This window comes from Pseudomonas sp. JC1203 (genome assembly GCF_056175065.1).
Genome location: NZ_JBWCAM010000007.1, coordinates 50,226 through 66,183, shown reverse-complemented (window position 1 = coordinate 66,183; position 15,958 = coordinate 50,226). Strand labels below are relative to the sequence as shown.

Sequence of the window (15,958 nt, the reverse complement as noted above, 5' to 3'; positions counted from 1 at the left end):
CATAAGTGCACCCCCGCCCAAACACAGTGCACAGAAGTTGTATACACAGCGCCGCCTCGACTTCCGTAGCAGCTGCCGCAGGCTGCGTCCGGTCACAACGCGGAATACCTGGGGATAGGCGGTGCGTTCGGACGCGGCCTGTGGCCGCTGCTACAGGGGACGGCCGCAGAATCTCCGCCAAGGCAGTTGCGGCTACAGAAACCACGATGCAAGCGACGCGATCAGCGGGTTGCGCGCATCCCCGTAGCAGCTGCCGCAGGCGGCGTCCGTGTTCGCTGCGGTGTGCCGAGAATAGCGCGGCACCTTGGACGCGGCCTGTGGCCGCTAGATCCAGTGGGAGCTGGCTTGCCAGCGAGCTGTTGGGGCCATAAAGGCTCGCGGGCACGCCAGCTCCCACAAGACAGTTGCTGCTACGGACCTGCTGCGTCAGCGTTCGAGGGTGGGGGTGTAGCGGCGCTGGATCTGCGCAAGCTCGCCGGAGTGGCGCAACTGCTCCAGGGCGCGGCTCCAGGCGGCCACGAGTTTGTCGTCCGAGTCGCGGCTGAAGGCGATGTACAGTGATGACCGGTACAGCTCCACGGGTATCTTGCGCAAAGTGCCGGGGGCGATGTGCAACACGTTGCTGTAATACGCCACCCCCGACGCGGTGTCGCCGATGATGATGGCCGTACGCCCGGCCAGCAGCATGCGGTACAGCTGCAGGTTGCTGGTGGCGCTCTTGTCGAGGTTGCCGAAGCCTTGCGCCTCCAGCTGTTCGGGCACCAGCCCGGCCTGCCGGGTGGTGATCTGCGGGGCGCGCAGCAGTTGCTCGCGGGAATCGAGCTGCTGGGGCGCGCTGGCCAGTTGGTAGGGGTAGATCGACTCTTCGACGATGGGCCCCACCCATTTGTACAACGGGTCGCGTTCGGCAGTGCGGAACAGCGAAAACATGATGGTCCTGGGGCGCTTCTGCAGGGCATGGGTGCTGCGCATGCTGGGCAGCAGCTGTACCTGGAAGTCATCCCCGGTCAGCGCCATGATGGCCCGGACGATGTCCGTGGTCATGCCGGTGAGCTGGTTGTTTTCCAGGTAGTTGTAGGGGGCCCACTCTTCGGTGACCACCCTGTACGGTTCGGCGCCGGCCGCGGTGCCGAGGGGGCCTAGCAACAGACAGAACAATGCAGTGATGAGTTTCGGTGATTTCACGTGTCCTGCCCGGTCGGCCATACGGGGGAAGCAACCCCAGTATAGACCCGCGCCTGCACGCGATGTTCCACAACCTGGCAGCGGCCGCCAGGCCGCGTCAGGGCAGGCTTACGCCGCCGTCGTACGCGGTCTGCAGGTCGCGCTCGGGTATTTCCCAAATGACCAGCGCCGGCGGGGTCTGGGTGAAGGCCGGGCTCTCGAAGTAGGCCTTGGCGGCGCCGGAGAACTCGCCGCCGTCCTTGGCGAAGCTGCCCACCGGGGTGCTCAGCGCGTGCTGGAGGAAACCGAGGAAGTTGGAATTACGCGAGAACGAGGTGCCGATCAACGCGGTGTTGGGCAGGTTGTCGTCGCCGAACAGGTCGTCGACGCTGTCGCCATCGGCCTGGGCGGGCGCGGCGGCCTTGGCCTGGGTGGCGGCGATGCTTTCGGGCGTGGGCTGCAAGGCCAGCGGCAGGCCGTCGATACCGGCCAGGTGCACCAGGTCGCCCGGGCGCAAGGCGCTGGCGTGTTGCTGCAGGTCGAACGCCTGGGCCGGGGTAGGCTGGAAGGGCAGGCTGCGTACCGCCTGCGCCACACGCTCGGCGGCAGCGCGGGCGCCGGCCTCGCTCCAGTGGGTGTCGGTGCGTAGGAAAGCGCTGTTGCCCAGTGGCGCCAGCGTCGGCGTCAGGTTCACCGTGGCCACGCCCGCAGCGTTCAACAACCCCAGCCAATCGACGATACGCGGCGCCAGCGACGCCGGGCGAACCAGGCCACAGAGCTGCTCGGCGGCAATGCGGCTTTTATCCGGCACCACGGCCACCACCAGCTTGATGCCGCGACGCGCCAGTGCCTGTTGCAGGCCGATCACCGCAGCTGCCTTGGTCTGGGCGTTGGCCGCGGCGGCCGGGTTCAGGCGCAGCTCATCGGCAAGGAACAGCCAGCCCGGGCAGCCTTGGCGCACCCGTGGCCCCAGGTCGCCCAGCAGCAGCCAGCTGCCGGCGCGCTCCAGGCTGGCCGCCGTGCGGGGCACGGGGGCATCGGCCAGGGTCTTGGCGAAACGGTGGGTAATGTCGCCATGCAGCAACTGGTCGGCAGTCACGCTGTCAGGCAGCAAGCGCACCGAGCCGGTAACCAGCAACCAGGCGCACGATGCCGCCGCCACGGCAAAGAACAGCACCAGGACGACACCCGCCAGCGGGCTGGCGCGCAACGCCACGGCGGTGGGCGGCGTGGGGGCGGTGGACGGGGAGTGCGTGGGCTGGGTCATCAGAATTGGAAGTACAGGAAGGGCACGGCTTCGCGGCTGGCGATCAAGCAGAACGACAGCACGAACCCGCACACGGGCCAAAGGGCGGCAGCCAGCGCGAACATCGCGTTGCCTGCCAGTCGACGTTCACAGCGGCCCTGCAGCAGCGGCGCCAGGATGCATACCACGCCCAGCAGCGCCGCCAGCCCGTGCACCGGGCGCAGGGTCACGGCCAGCGCTTCGCCCAGGGCCACGCCGTGCAGGCCGAACTGGCCGGCGTACATGTCCAGCGCGGTGGCGAAGTCCGGGGCGCGGAACAGCGTCCAGGCCAGGCACACGAACAGCAGTGTGCCGGTGTGCGCCGCCCAGGCGGGGATGCGCGGCAGGCTGGATCGCGACCATGCGCGGTCGACGCACAGCGCCACGCCGTGGGCCGAGCCCCACAGCAGGTAGTTCCAGCTGTCGCCGCCGTGCCACAGGCCAGCGATGGCCATGGTCAGGAACAGGTTGCGGTAGGTCTTCCACGCCCCTTTGCGGTTGCCGCCCAGGGCAATGTACAGGTAGTCGCGCAGCCAGCTCGACAGCGACAGGTGCCAGCGCCGCCAGAAATCCTGGATGCTGCTGGCCAGGTACGGCCGGTTGAAGTTTTCCGGGAAGTGGAAGCCCAGCATCAGGCCCAGGCCGATGGCCATGGCGCTGTAGCCGGCGAAGTCGAAGAACAGCTGCAGCGAGTAGGCCAGGCAGCCGGTCCAGGCGTCCACCAGCGACGGCTGGTGCAGGTGAAACGCCACGTCCACCAGCGGCGACAGGGTGTCGGCCACCAGCACTTTCATGCTCAGGCCAATCATGAAGCGCCGCGCGCCCAGGGCGAAGTTCGGCCAGTTGAAGTACCGCTGGTTCAGCTCGCGGCGCACCCAGTCATAGCGAATGATGGGCCCGGCAATGGAGTGGCCGAACATCGAGATGTAGGTAGCGTAGTTGACGAAGCTGCGCTCCACCGGCACCACGTGGCGGTGCACGTCCACCAGGTAGGAGATGGCCTGCAGCACGATGAACGACAGCCCCGCTGGCAGCGCCACCCGTTGCCAGGCCATGGGCATGGCGCCGTAATAGGTGATGAGCTGGTTCCAGGTGCCGGCCAGAATGTTTGCGTACTTGTACCAGCACAGCACGGCGGTATTCACCACGATCAGGCTGACCAGCAGCCGCACGCGGCCGCGGCTACCGTCGCGCGAACGGTCCACCAGCAGGCCGCCCACCCACGCCAGCACGGTCAGGGCCATGTGCAGCAACAGGAACAGCGGGCTCAGCCAGCCGTAGAACAACCAGCTGCCAACCAACAGGATGACGTTGCGCCACGCCGGCCTCGCCAGGGTATACACCAGCAGGAAAGCTGGCAGGAACAGCGTCAGGAACTCTAGCGAGGCGAAGACCATGGTGGCGCGGGGTTCCCTTTAGTTGGCGACGCTGTCGGTGGCGGCCACCAGGTGAGGGCCGGCCGGCGACGGCACCAGCAACAGGCTGTAGCGCTTGTTGGCTTCCAGCGCACCCAGCTCCACGGCCGGGCCGACGTTGGCGCCGGCGCACACCAGCTGCACCGCCAATTGCGCGCGTGGGTTCAGCTCCTGGCGGCGCGGGTTGCCGGCCGGGGCCTTCTGGAACAGGTCGAGGTCCTTGCCGGCGACGTTGACGCGGGCATCGGTGCAACTGCCGTCGGCGTTGAAGAACGCCAGCGAGGCCTTGAGCTGGTTGGGCAGGTCGAACGCTTCGGTCACGACCTGCTGTTGGATGCCGCCGCCGGCCGCCGGCAGCGCGAACACCGTGGCGAAGTCGCCCGGGGCCACGGTCACCGCCAGCGGCACGCGATGGCCGTCACGGCTCAGGGTGCCGTTGACCGCCTTGCCGCCGGGCACGGCGATGAAGTCGGTGACCACCTTGCCGGCCTCAAGCTTCAAGGTTGCCTTCGAGCCTTCGGGCGCCAGTTCCAGGGGGCTGGCCGAGACGTTGACGAAGCGCAGGTAGGCCGAGTCCTGGGCGGGGCCGGTGGGGTACAGGGCGATTTCGCCGCTGAAGGCGCTGGCGCTCAGCGCCAGGCCGCCGACGAGCAGGGGCAGGTGCTTGATCATTTCGCCCCCACGGCGCTGGCCGGCAGCTCGCTGATCGACTTGCCGATGGCGGCCGCCCAGGACTTGTAGCCGGCAATGGTGAAGTGCTGGCCGTCGGAGGTAATCCACTCACCGGGCTTGGAGAACTTGGTGGAGTCAATGTAGGTGCATGGCGCGACCATGTTGGCCAGGGTGCCAGCCACCAGTTGGGTGCGCACCTGGTTCTTGCCGTAAGTGTTTTCGTAGATGTTGCTGCCGTTGGCCTTGCCCCAGGCCGGCCCTACCCACACGCACTTGGCGCCGCTGTCGGCGATCTGCCTGGTCAGCGCGGTCACGCTCTGGTAGGCCCAGACTTTGGGGAACGGCGTGGTTTTATACGAGGCCATGGTGTCGCCCATGATCAGCACCACCAGGTCAGGCTTGTCCTTGGCGATCACGTCCTTGATGGGCTGGGTGTCCATGGTGCCACGGCTCATCACCTTGATTTTTTCGCCTGGCTCGCGGGTGGCGCCGCAGTCCAGCTTGAGCTTGGGCGTGACCCAGTCGGCCGGGTTGGCGCCGCACGCGCCGATGGCGTGCACCTGGGCACCTTGCTGGGTGAGGTTGTCGTACAGCGGGTTCATCAGCGAGTCGGGGAAGCTCATGTGGCTTTCACCAATCACCAGCAGGGTCAAACCAGCCAAAACAGAAGCAGCCATGTCAAATACCTCGTTCAATCAATTCGAATAGGGGGATGCGAAGGGGCTGACCGGCAGCTCCATGGGGCCGCTCAGGTCTTCGAGGCTGTAGCGCAGGTACAGCCCGGCGGTGATCTCGCGGTAGTCACTGGCGTTGTCGGCGGCCAGCGAGCCGCCCAGCACGAAGTTCGACGTCAGGCGGTACTCGCCGGCGGCGCTGAGGCTGTAGCCGATGCCGGTGCTGCTCTGGCTGTCGTAGCCCGTCAGGTTGGCGGCGGTGGCCCGCGATTGCAGCTTGCTGTGGCCGGGGAACACGTCGGCGCTGTCCTGGCCGATGTGCTGCACACCCACCGAACCCTTGATGCGGTAGGTGAAGCGTTCGCCGCGCTGCGCCCAGCTGACCGGCACGCCCAGGGCCAGGAACTGCTGCGGGCTGAAGTAGCCGCCGTTGCCGTAGGTGTAGAAGTCCTGGTTGTTGGAGTAGGTCAGCGCCGAACCGCTGAGGCCCACGGTGAGGGTGCTGTCCGGCGCGTTGCGCAGGTACCAGTACACGCCGCTGCCCAGCTCGAAGCGGTTGTTGGAGTCGACGTTGTTGCCCAGCAGCTTGTAGGCCGAACCGTAGCCGTACACGCCCACGTGCTGGTCGTCGTGGCTGAGCTCGGCGCGCACGCCGTTGGCGGTCACGCCGCCCCATTTGTCGCCCGTGCGTGAATCCCGCGAGCCGGCGAACGAGGTGACGCTGTCGGTGACCATGCGCCGCGACACGCTGACGCCGTAGCGGTAGTCGCTGTCGCTGGCGAACGGCCGGTTGACGCTGACCCCGCCCACCGGCGTGCTGTAGATGAAGCCCAGGGGGCTGACGCCGGCATCGGCCTTGATGCCCTGGTCCTTGTTGTTGTAGGCCACGGCAACGCCCACGCCGTTGGCTTTCTGCGAGCCGACGCTGTCGGTGCCGCTGGCGCCGAAGCGCGCCACTGCGTTGCTGCCGGGGGTGCCGGCGCTGAGGGCTACCGGGGTAACCCGCACGGCCACAGTGTCGGTGCCGTCGCCCACCGGCATAGTCGCCTGCAACGGCGTTTCGACGTCGGTGAGCTTGCTCAGGCCCTTCTCGCCATTGTTGCTGCGCACGGTCACGCCCTGGGTCACGGTGGGCGAGCGCTCGCGCAGGATGTCGTTCAAGGCGAGTTGGGCCGGGCTCAGGTCAGTGCGCGGGGCATCGTCGCTTTCCCGCGCGTAGACGTTGTCGAACGGGTTGCCAGCGCCTTGGTTCGCTGGCAACGCAGCCGTCTTGCGGCCGACCGCTGCCGGTACCCTGTCGCTGCCCGCGCTGCTGTCGGCGCCGTCTACTGGCGGCGGGATCAAGCTGGTGCTGGCCAGCGCGGTGGCCTGCCGACGTTGGCCGGCCAGGCCGACGAAAGGGTTGGCCGAGGCGCTGGCGGTAGTGGCGGCGGCCGGGGCAGCGCTGGCGTAGGTGGTCACGCGCTGGCTGTTCTCGATGTCCACGGCCTTGCGCAGCAGCCGCGCCGCTTCGCCGCTCTGGCCGATGCCACGGTACACGCGTGCCGCAGCGGTGAGGGTCGACGGCACGCCGGGTTCCATGTCCAGGGCCTTTTTCGCCGAGCTTTCCGCCAGGCCAAACTCGTGACCTTGCAGGGCCACGTCGGCCAGGCCCAGTTGCAGCTTGGCGTTGTGCGGGTCGGCGTCGATCAACGGCTGGTAAAGCTGGCGGGCCTTGTCGATATTGCCGCTGGCGGCGTACATGCGGGCCAGCGACGACACCGCCAGGCTGTCGTGGGGGCGCTGCTTGAGCGCCGGGGCGAGCATGTCGTAGGCCGCCACCAGGTCGTTCTTCTCACGCAGCTCGTCGGCCTGCTTGACCCGGTACAGGTAGGCCAGGTCGTCGTAGCGTTTGCTGGTGGCGTCGCTCATGGGCGTGCCTTGCAGCTGGCGCAGAATGTCGCTGGCCTCGCGGTCGTGGTCTGCCTTGAGCAGCACGCCGGCGTGCAGCAATTGCAGGTCCGGGGTGGCGGTGGAGCGGTCCATCAGCGCGGCCATCAGGCTCACTGCCTGGTCCGGGTTGCCAGCCTCGGCGTAGGCGCTGGCCAGCACCGCCAGGCGCTCGGGTTTGCCGCGGGTCAGCGGCTCGCTGCGTGCCAGCAGCGCCCAGGCGTCCTGGCGCTGGCCACGGCGGGCGATGTCCACGGCCATCTCGGTCTGCACGTGCAGGCGCACATCGATGTCCATCTCGTTCATGTCGGCGTTGCGCCTGGCCGCCGGAATGCGCGCCAGGGTGGCCTGGGCCTTGCTCCATTCGCCCAGTTCGGCGGACAGCAGGGTGCTGGTGTAGAGCGCGTCGGCCTGGTCGGGTTGCTGTTTGAGCAGCTCATCGATCAGGTCGCGTGCCACCTGCACCTGGCCGTTGCGCAGGTACACCCGCGCCAGGGCAAAGCGCGCCCATGGGTCACGCGGGTCGTCGGCGAGGGCAGCCTGGTAGGCCTTCTGCGCGCCGGCCCAGTCGCCACGGCGCTCGGCCAGTCTGGCCTGTTGCGTGGCACGCAGGGCGCGCAGGTGGATGGTGGGCGACAGGCGTGCCTGCTGTGCCGGCGTCAGGCCGTCGATCAGGCGCAGGGCCTCGTCGGACTTGCCTTCGCGCGCCAGCACGCCGATCAGGCCGTTGAGCGCGTCGGGGTAGTCGGGGCTGCGCGCCAGCACCTGGCGGTAGCCCAGCTCGGCGGCGTCCAGTTGCCCGGCCTGCATCAGCAACCCGGCCCGCGCGGTAGAGCCGGCCGGTTCGCCGGGCTTCTTGGCGATGGCCTGCTCGATGAACTCGCTGGCCTGGTTGTAGCGCCCGGCTTTCTGCGCGGCGCTGCCCTGGTCCAGCAGCAGCCAGTAGCGCACGTCTTCCAGCGCGGCCTGCCACTGGCGGCCGCCCGGCGCGCGGCTGGCCTGCACCAGGTAGCTTTCCGCCTCGCCCAGGCGTTTCTGGTGCTGGCGCACGATGCCCATGCCGCCCAGGGCGTCGAAGTCAGTGGGCTTTTCTTTCAGGCGCGCCTGGAATTCCGCTTCGGCGCTGGCCATGTCGTCGGCGTCCAACGCCTTGAGGCCGCGAGCCACGTGCGGGTCGCGCTGCCAGCCACTGCCGCTGCGGCCCTGGGCGATGCCCTTGGCCATCAGCGCGCGAATCTCGTCGTCCTGGGGGTGGGCCTGCAGGTATTGCTCGAACAGCGACACCTGGTCGCGGTTGGGCGGGCCCAGCCACTGCAGGGCGAAGCGCCAGGTCTCGTCGGCGTTGCCGCCGATGTCGGGGTTATGCGACAGCCGCGCCAGGGCACGGATGCCTTCCGGGCGGCTGGCGGGGTTGCGTGCCAGGTGCAGGGCCAGCCACAGGTCGAGGATTTCGTCGTTGGGCCGCTCGCGGCGCAGGCGCTCAAGGCCGGCGCGGGCTTCGGGCCAGCCGCCGGTCGCGAAGCCCAGGGTGTTGTAGTACTCGCGGGCGATCAGGCCCTGGGGCTGGCGGCCGTTGAACAGCTGGCGGTAAATGGCCACGGCCTTGTCGCGCTCGTCGGCGTCGCTCAGTTCGCGGGCCTGTTCCAGCAGCTTTTGCTGGTCGTCCGGGCTCAGGGCAATGTCCTGCTCCAGCTGCAAGGCTTCACGCGGCAGCGGCTTGAGCGCCTGCAGGCGCGCCAGGTAGCTTTGGGCACCGGCCAGGCGCTTGCGCTGCAGGTCGATCAGGCCCAGGCCGTAGAGGGCGTCGGGCTGCTCGGGCACCAGGCCCAGCACCTTGGTCCAGGCCTCCTGGGCGCGGTCGGGTTGGCTTTTCGCCTGCCAGTAATAGCCTTGCTCGATGAGCAGGGCCTGGGGGCTGCCGGCAGGCACTTTCTCCGGTGCTGGCGCCGGTGCTGGCGCAGGCAATTCGGCTGCCACGCCAAGCGTGGACGCCAGGGCCGCGCAGATGGCCAGGGCTAGGGTTTGCTGGCGCATGCGGCCTCCCACGACACAGCCAGTGTGCCGTCTTTATTGAACTGGTAGCGATGCTCGGTCCACCCCAGGGAGAACAGGCTCAACATCACGTGGTAGTACTGCGGCTGGCGGTAGGCGGGGTCGGCCGGGTCGCTGAAGTGGGCGATGGCCTGGTCGACGATGCGCTGCTGCTGGTCGGCCAGCTGCGGCAGGCCCTTGGCCCGCAGGTATGGCACCAGCGAGGCCGAGTAGCCGTAGGGGCCCACGCCCTCGGTGGCGCCGGTGAGCACGTTGGCTTTTTCCGGCGGCACGCCCGCGGAAGCGGTGGCCTGGGCCATGCCGTCCAGGTGGTCGAGCATCGGCTTGGCCAGCGGGTCTGCAGGCGGCGTCAGGCCGGCCCACAGGTAGGTGCGGATGGCGTCGTAGCTGCCCAGGGCGTTGGAAAACTTGTCCACCACGAACATACCCTTGTTGACGTCGGTGCCCCGGTAGGCCACCCAGTCGGGCACGAAGCCTGCGCGGTTGATGTTCTTGTCGGCGATCATCTTCGCGGTGCTGTCGGCCACGGCTTTCCACGGGCTTGCCGGCGACTCCTTGCTGAAGCGGCGCAGCAGCGGAATGGGCAGGTAGCTGGCGTTGAAGCGCCACAGCTGGTCAGGGTGCTCGAAGCCCACGGGGCCGGGCAGCAGCATCTTGCCCAGGCCGGGAATGTCGCGCACCAGGGTCTTTTCGACGTTGCCCAACAGCAGCAGGGCGTCGCTGCGGTAGTGCGGCTTGTGCCACAGGCGGTCGGCCTCCAGCAGCGCGTACGCCATCCACAGGTCGGCGTCACTGGCCGAGTTCTTGTCCAGCAGGTTCCAGGTGCCGCTGCCCGAGGCGCCCCACAGCCAGCCCGGCAGGTTCTGCGCCGGGTTGGCGCCGGCGAGGTTGTCGCGGCTCCAGCGCCACAGCGCGTCGAAGGTCACCGGGTCGTTCGCCACCAGGGCGAAGAACATGCCGTAGGACTGCCCCTCGGAGCTGCTCTGGTCGGGGTTCATGCTGGAGCCCAGCATGCGCCCATCCTTCTGCACGAAGCGCTCGACGTAGGCGTTCCACAGCGGCCAGTTCTGCACGCTGCACGCCTGCGCCTGGGCGTGTGCAAGCCCCGGCAGCAGGGTGGCCAGGGCCAGGCTGGTCAATACGCGCAATTTCATGACAGGCGCTTCTGGGCGCGAGAGCGCAGGAACAGGTACAGCAGGCCGCTGACCAACAGGATGCCGGACACGGTCACCAGCAGCATCCAGTGCAGGTTCTGCGACAGGGTCCATTGCACCCGCTTGAACAGGCTCAGGTCGCCCACGTAGTACTGCTCGTCGGCCACCAGCGAGTTGATCTGCGTGCCTTGCACCACGGCCAGGCTGCCTTGCAGGGTGTCCTTGTACTGCTCGCCGCCGATCAGCGCGTTGGTGGCGTCGGCCAGGCCTTCCGGGGCGCCACTGGCCACCACCACCACGCTGCGGCCAGCGCTGAGTGGCGACTCGAAGCCGGCCAGGTAGGTGCTGCTCTGCGGGCCGCTGTAGGTCACGGTCAGGCGCGGCTTGCGCTGGTTGGCGGCAGGGTCCGGGCTGATCCATTCACGCAGGCGCAGGTTCAGGTCCGAAACGTTGAATCGGTGGCTGCTGCCTTCGCCGTCTACCGGCAGGTGTGCGGCCCACTGGTTCAGCAGCGGCTGGTTGCCGCCCGAGGCCAGCACCAGCAGGTCCTTGTCGCTGACCGACTGCACGGCGCCGGCCTGCACCACGGTGACCGCGGTGGCCGGGTAGCCGGTGGACAGGCCGAAGCGGCCGAGCACGGTCAGGTACGCGCTCCACTCGGCGGCGCCGCTGTTGTCGGGCATCACCACGGCGCTCTGCGACAGGTCGGCCAGGCGCGTGAACGGGAAGCCGCTGTCGTTGAACACGCCCAGGTTGGGCAGGGCGATGTAGTGGTTATAGCCGGAGAGGTCGAGGCTGGATTCGGGGTCGATCAGGCCGCGCATGTTGTCGATGATGATGTCGCGGCACTGGCCCTGCTTCACGTAATCGAACATGTAGCGCAGTTGCAACTGCGAGCGCGCCGAGGCCAGGTCCAGGGGCAGCAGCACGGTGGCCTCGCGGGGCAGGCTCTCGTCCTTTTTCAGCATGGCCAGCAGGTTGTCGCCGCCGTCCAGGCTTTTCAGCGACGGCAACGGCATCGACTTCATGAAGTTGCCGTTCAGGCTCACCAGCAGCGAGGAATTGGTCGACTCCTGCTGCGGCGTGTAGCGGTACTTGAGGTGCAGCGGCACCCCGGCCTCGCGCCAGTTGAACAGGTCGGGCGGCAGGTGCAGTGGCACGGTGATGTAGCCGGGGTTGTAGCCCGACACGCTGAGCTTCTTGTTGTCGATCAGCTCGCCCAGGCGCACCGGGCGGTCGGACGGCAGCCAGTTCGGCGCATCGTAGGGCTTGCGCGGGGTGAGCGCGTCGAGGTGGTCGATGACCACGCTGTTGCCCACCAGGGTCTTGTTGCCCAGGGCCACGGCGGCGGCCGCGAGCTTCAGTTCGGCGGCGTTGCGGCCGGCCACGATCAGCAGCTTGCCGTGGGCGTCGTTGGGGTTGGCCACCAGCGTCACGGTGGCGCCTTTCAATGGCGCCAGGTGCAGGCTGTCGAGCTTGGCCGCGGCTTCCTCGCCCTCCACCAGGACGATGGCGCTGCCGTGCTCGGGCAACTGCGCAACGCCACTGCTGAAGCGCGCGCCACGGTAGCCGGCCAGCGCACCGATCCACGACGACAGGGCGCCGGCGGCTTCCAGGGTGGCGTTGTCCGGCGCGGTGGCGAACACGAACGGCAGGTTGACCTGGCTGGCGTCACGGCGGTCGAAGAACGGCATCGGCAATATAGACAGGTCGTCTTTAAGTTGCACCGGCGACACGCTCAGGCGCAACTGCGAGCTGCTGTTGATCTTCGCCCACAGGCTGCTGTGCTGCGGGTCTTCGCACTCCATGGTGTAGTGGCCGATGAACTGCAGGCGCAGGTGGTTGTACTCGGTGATCAGCTGCGGGGCGATCTGCACCACCTGTTGCTGCGGCTTGCCCGCGCCGTCCTTGGGCAGCGCCAGGCTGGCGGCCACCTGGTCGTTGACCAGCACGTTGATCTGCGACAGGTCGGCCAGCAGCGCTGGCGAGTAGCTGTAGTCCAGCACCAGCGAGGCACCGTTCACCACTTCATCGGCGCGCACACTGAAGTCGACGCTGTCGGACGATTCCACGCCCTGCAGGTTCATCGTTTCCAGATGGCCCAGCTGCTTGAGGGTCATGTCCCGCACGTAGCTGCCGGCCGGCGCTGCCGGGGCGTTGTCGGTAGTGTCGGCAAAGGCGTTGTGCACCAGCGACGCCAGGCACAGCACGGACGAAGCCAGGCGCATGAAGGGCCGGCGCGAGGGTTGGTTTTTCATGGTCATGACTTGTCCAGAAGGGAATCGGGGGCAACCGTGGGCGTCACCCGCGCCGCCGGTTTCGCAGGGGCGTGGCTGATCAGCGCCTTGAGCAGGGCGCCCAGGCCCAGCAGGCCGATGGCGCTGACTTCGCGCAGGGCGGCCAGCGGCGTGTCGAGCTTGCCGCTGCCCCAGCTGGCGGCCCAGGTGTCGGCGCGCGAGAAGGTCATGCGCACCAGTTCGCTCTGCTGGCGCAGGGTCAGCGGGTCGAAGCGCACGCCCACGTACTGGCCGCGGCTGAACACCACGGTGGTGTCAAAATCGGCCTGGGTGGCGCGCAGCTGCGAGTTGCGGAACAGCGTCACGCGCACCCGCTCGCCAGCAGTGGCGGTGGTGCCGGCGGGCAATTTGAAGCCCAGGCCGTGCTGCGAGAAGTCCTGGGTGGTGCACACCACCTGGCTGCCATCGGCCCACTGCACCTTCACCGGCAGTTCGGCCCGCACGCGCGGTTCGGCGCGCACCTGGCGGCTTTCACTGGCCACCGCCACCGCGGCGCTGATGATGATCAGGTTGTACAGGGTCCAGGTGCCGTTGATCAGCACGGTGATGGCGGTGTCCGCCGGGCCCCAGATCAGCTGGTGGATGCCGAAGCCCAGGCCGATCAGGTTCAGCACCAGCAGCGCGATGTACGGGCGTGCCAGTTTCCACTCGAAGTAATCCTTGGCAATGATGCCGCCCTTGTCGGTGACGTTGAAGCCGCCGAACGAGGGTTTCACCAGCGCCATCAGCACCGGCGGCATGATGTACCAGGCCAGCACGGTCTCGTACACCTCGTTCCAGAAGGAATGCCGGAAGCGCCCCTGGATGCGTGAGTTGGTGAGGTTGGAATGGAACAGGTGGGGCAGGGCGTAGGCGGTGATCATTAGCGCCGAGGCGTGGAAAATCTGCGCACCGAAAATCAGGTACGCCAGCGGCGCCGTCAGGAACACCAGGCGCGGCAGGCCGTAGAAGAAGTGCAGCATGGCGTTCGCGTAGCAGATCCGCTGGCCCAGTTTCAGGCCCTTGCCCACCAGCGGGTTGTCGACCCGGAAAATCTGCGCCATGCCGCGCGCCCAGCGAATACGCTGGCTGATGTGCCGGGACAGGCTCTCGGTGGCAAGGCCAGCGGCCTGGGGAATGGCCAGGTAGGCGGTGTTGTAGCCGGCGCGGTTGAGCTTGAGCGCGGTGTGGGCGTCCTCGGTGACGGTCTCGATGGCCACGCCACCCACTTCTTCCAGGGGCTTGCGGCGCAGAATGGCGCACGAGCCGCAGAAAAACGTAGCGTTCCACAGGTCGTTGCCGTCCTGCACCAGGCCGTAGAACAACTCGCCTTCGTTGGGCACCGCGCGGAAAGTGTTGAGGTTCTTCTCGAACGGGTCGGGCGAGAAGAAGAAGTGCGGCGTCTGCAACATCGCAAGCTTAGGGTCCTTGAGGAACCAGCCCATGCCGACCTGCAGGAAGGAGCGGGTTGGCACGTGGTCGGCGTCGAACATGGCGATGTACTCGCCGTCGGTGACCTTGAGCGCCTCGTTGAGGTTGCCGGCCTTGGCGTGGCTGTTGTCGGCGCGGGTGATGTAGTTGACGCCGATGCTGTGGCAGAAGCGCTTGAACTCATCGCGACGGCCGTCGTCCAGCACGTGGATGCGCAGCTTGTCCCGTGGCCAGTCCATCGCCTGGGCGGCGAACACGCTGAGTTTGACGATGTTCAGCGCCTCGTTGTAGGTGGGAATGAACACGTCCACCGTCGGCCACTCGCTGGGCGCGCCGGGCAGCAGCACCGGTTGGCGCCGCAGCGGCCAGGCGGTCTGCATGTAGCCGAACAGCAGCACCACCAGCGCGTACAGCTCGGCCGCCATCAGGCCGTAGCCGAACACACTGTCCAGCCAGCCTTCGAAGCCCAGGGTGTCGGTCAGCCGCCAGTAGGCATAGCGCAGCGACGCCACCAGCGACAGCATGATCAGCGCCAGCACCGGCAGGCGCCTCGGCAGCCGCTTGATCACCAGCGCCGAGATGAAGCACAGCGCCGCGAACAGGCATTGCGTGTACAGGTCCAGGGGGGCGCTGATGATGCTGACCAGCAGCAGCGAGGCCACTGCCGAACTGCCGATGACCAGCGCCCAGCGGGCACCGGCACGCAGTTGCTGGAAGCGCGCCAGCCAACCGTTCAGGCGCACCTCGGCGCGCCCCGGGGCACGAGACGTGGGGTGGGTATCGTCGGTCATGACATCTGGTGCTCTAGCGTGCCTTGCGTCAGCAGTTCACGCAGTGAATTGATGAGTTCGAGGGTATCCTGGCAGCCCCGAGTGCGGGGCGTATGCGCCAGCGGGTTGCGGTCATACGCCAGCGATTCGCTGATGAAGTGATCCTGATGAATCACCCCCAGCAGGGGAATGCCGGTGTTCTGCTTGAGCACCGCGCACATGTCGAGGCTGAACTGGCGCGAGGTGTCCAGCTGGTTGATCACCAGCGCGCACTGCGCAGGGGCTGGCCGCTGCAGGCAGGGCGCCAGCAAACGCTGCATCTGGCCCAGGGCTGCGTAGGAAGCAGCGTCGGGCAGGGTCACCACCAGCACTACGTCGGCGACCGACAGGGCTTGTGCCAGGTACACCGTGGCGCCGGGTGGGGTGTCGATGATCACGGTATCGTTTGCCTGCAGGCCCAGGCCGGCCAGGTACTGGCCCAGCCACAACGGGTTGGCGGCCAGCTGGCGTTCGAACTCAACGCGCTGCGCTTCGCTGGCGCTGCCGTAGGGCAGGCAGTAGCCACCGGCATGCCCTTCGCGCAGCAGTTCGCGGCCCTGGCCACCCGCCGCCTGGGCAATGCCCGGCCATTGCGGGTCGCCGCCCAGGTGCAGGCACAGGGCGTTCTGTGGCGACAGGTCGAGCGCCAGGGTACGGCCGCCCGCACGCTTGAGGCTATTGCCCAGGGCGCCTGCCAGGGTGCTCTTGCCAACACCGCCTTGGGCCGACACCACGGCGATGACCTTGGTCTTCGCTGGTGGCGCCATGGCTGGCGTTTGCGCAGCATGGCCGGCGTCCACCGGCGCCTGGCGTTGCTGTTCGAGTTCCTGCAGCAGGCGGCTCAAGGGTTTGGCCATGGGCTCGGCGAGCACAGGCTCGGCCGGCTGGCTGGGCGCTGCTGGCGCGGGTTGTTCCGCTGGCGCGGGTTGTTGCTGCGTCGACGCCACTTCCGATGGGGCGTGCGCGGGGGCCATCAGTTCTTCGTTGTAATCGTAGAACGGTTCGATTTCTTGATAGTCGCCCGCACTTTCGCCGAACCTGCCAAACAGGTTCGCAATATCATCGGAACGGTGCATGTGAGGGTGTGCCTGCTTGTG

Annotated in this window: 10 protein-coding genes; all 10 read right to left on the bottom strand. The window is 67.7% G+C overall.

Going from position 1 to position 15,958, the window contains the following annotated elements; translation table 11 throughout:
- Positions 1 to 426: 426 nt before the first annotated feature.
- On the bottom strand, positions 427 to 1,206 hold the full coding sequence (locus AC0SZ7_RS12400) for a substrate-binding periplasmic protein (RefSeq protein ID WP_475504677.1): 780 nt from the start codon (positions 1,204 to 1,206) through the stop codon (positions 427 to 429).
- A 76-nt stretch (positions 1,207 to 1,282) separates the two neighbouring features.
- A complete protein-coding gene (locus tag AC0SZ7_RS12395; RefSeq protein WP_475504676.1) occupies positions 1,283 to 2,431 on the bottom strand; it encodes an alginate O-acetyltransferase AlgX-related protein in 1,149 nt (382 codons plus the stop codon).
- The gene (locus tag AC0SZ7_RS12390; RefSeq protein WP_475504675.1) at positions 2,431 to 3,846 is read right to left on the bottom strand and encodes an MBOAT family O-acyltransferase; all 1,416 of its coding nucleotides are present in this window, start codon (positions 3,844 to 3,846) and stop codon (positions 2,431 to 2,433) included. Before AC0SZ7_RS12390 ends, AC0SZ7_RS12395 begins: the two co-directional genes overlap by 1 nt.
- 18 nt (positions 3,847 to 3,864) lie before the next feature.
- On the bottom strand, positions 3,865 to 4,536 hold the full coding sequence (locus tag AC0SZ7_RS12385) for a cell division protein FtsQ (RefSeq protein WP_475504674.1): 672 nt from the start codon (positions 4,534 to 4,536) through the stop codon (positions 3,865 to 3,867).
- Positions 4,533 to 5,213, bottom strand: a complete 681-nt coding sequence (locus tag AC0SZ7_RS12380) for an SGNH/GDSL hydrolase family protein (RefSeq protein ID WP_475504673.1) — start codon at positions 5,211 to 5,213, stop codon at positions 4,533 to 4,535. The genes AC0SZ7_RS12385 and AC0SZ7_RS12380 overlap by 4 nt, the downstream gene beginning before the upstream one ends.
- An 18-nt stretch (positions 5,214 to 5,231) precedes the next feature.
- Positions 5,232 to 9,173 carry a cellulose synthase subunit BcsC-related outer membrane protein gene (locus AC0SZ7_RS12375; RefSeq protein WP_475504672.1) on the bottom strand — a complete coding sequence of 1,314 codons (3,942 nt, stop codon included), beginning with the start codon at positions 9,171 to 9,173 and terminating at the stop codon, positions 5,232 to 5,234.
- A complete protein-coding gene (gene bcsZ, locus AC0SZ7_RS12370; protein WP_475504671.1) occupies positions 9,155 to 10,345 on the bottom strand; it encodes a cellulose synthase complex periplasmic endoglucanase BcsZ in 1,191 nt (396 codons plus the stop codon). Before bcsZ ends, AC0SZ7_RS12375 begins: the two co-directional genes overlap by 19 nt.
- On the bottom strand, positions 10,342 to 12,609 hold the full coding sequence (bcsB, locus tag AC0SZ7_RS12365; RefSeq protein WP_475504670.1) for a cellulose biosynthesis cyclic di-GMP-binding regulatory protein BcsB: 2,268 nt from the start codon (positions 12,607 to 12,609) through the stop codon (positions 10,342 to 10,344). Before bcsB ends, bcsZ begins: the two co-directional genes overlap by 4 nt.
- The gene (bcsA, locus tag AC0SZ7_RS12360; RefSeq protein WP_475504669.1) at positions 12,606 to 14,843 is read right to left on the bottom strand and encodes a UDP-forming cellulose synthase catalytic subunit; all 2,238 of its coding nucleotides are present in this window, start codon (positions 14,841 to 14,843) and stop codon (positions 12,606 to 12,608) included. Before bcsA ends, bcsB begins: the two co-directional genes overlap by 4 nt.
- Positions 14,840 to 15,937: a cellulose biosynthesis protein BcsQ gene (gene bcsQ, locus AC0SZ7_RS12355; protein ID WP_475504668.1), complete on the bottom strand. Its 1,098-nt coding sequence runs from the start codon at positions 15,935 to 15,937 to the stop codon at positions 14,840 to 14,842. The genes bcsA and bcsQ overlap by 4 nt, the downstream gene beginning before the upstream one ends.
- Positions 15,938 to 15,958 lie beyond the last annotated feature (21 nt).

What these genes read in the sequence shown, in the direction of transcription:
- AC0SZ7_RS12400 (WP_475504677.1), bottom strand. Translation starts at nt 1,206, where the DNA reads ATGGCCGACCGGGCAGGACACGTGAAATCACCGAAACTCATCACTGCA.
- AC0SZ7_RS12395 (WP_475504676.1), bottom strand. Translation starts at nt 2,431, where the DNA reads ATGACCCAGCCCACGCACTCCCCGTCCACCGCCCCCACGCCGCCCACC.
- AC0SZ7_RS12390 (WP_475504675.1), bottom strand. Translation starts at nt 3,846, where the DNA reads ATGGTCTTCGCCTCGCTAGAGTTCCTGACGCTGTTCCTGCCAGCTTTC.
- AC0SZ7_RS12385 (WP_475504674.1), bottom strand. Translation starts at nt 4,536, where the DNA reads ATGATCAAGCACCTGCCCCTGCTCGTCGGCGGCCTGGCGCTGAGCGCC.
- AC0SZ7_RS12380 (WP_475504673.1), bottom strand. Translation starts at nt 5,213, where the DNA reads ATGGCTGCTTCTGTTTTGGCTGGTTTGACCCTGCTGGTGATTGGTGAA.
- AC0SZ7_RS12375 (WP_475504672.1), bottom strand. Translation starts at nt 9,173, where the DNA reads ATGCGCCAGCAAACCCTAGCCCTGGCCATCTGCGCGGCCCTGGCGTCC.
- bcsZ (WP_475504671.1), bottom strand. Translation starts at nt 10,345, where the DNA reads ATGAAATTGCGCGTATTGACCAGCCTGGCCCTGGCCACCCTGCTGCCG.
- bcsB (WP_475504670.1), bottom strand. Translation starts at nt 12,609, where the DNA reads ATGACCATGAAAAACCAACCCTCGCGCCGGCCCTTCATGCGCCTGGCT.
- bcsA (WP_475504669.1), bottom strand. Translation starts at nt 14,843, where the DNA reads ATGACCGACGATACCCACCCCACGTCTCGTGCCCCGGGGCGCGCCGAG.
- bcsQ (WP_475504668.1), bottom strand. Translation starts at nt 15,937, where the DNA reads ATGCACCGTTCCGATGATATTGCGAACCTGTTTGGCAGGTTCGGCGAA.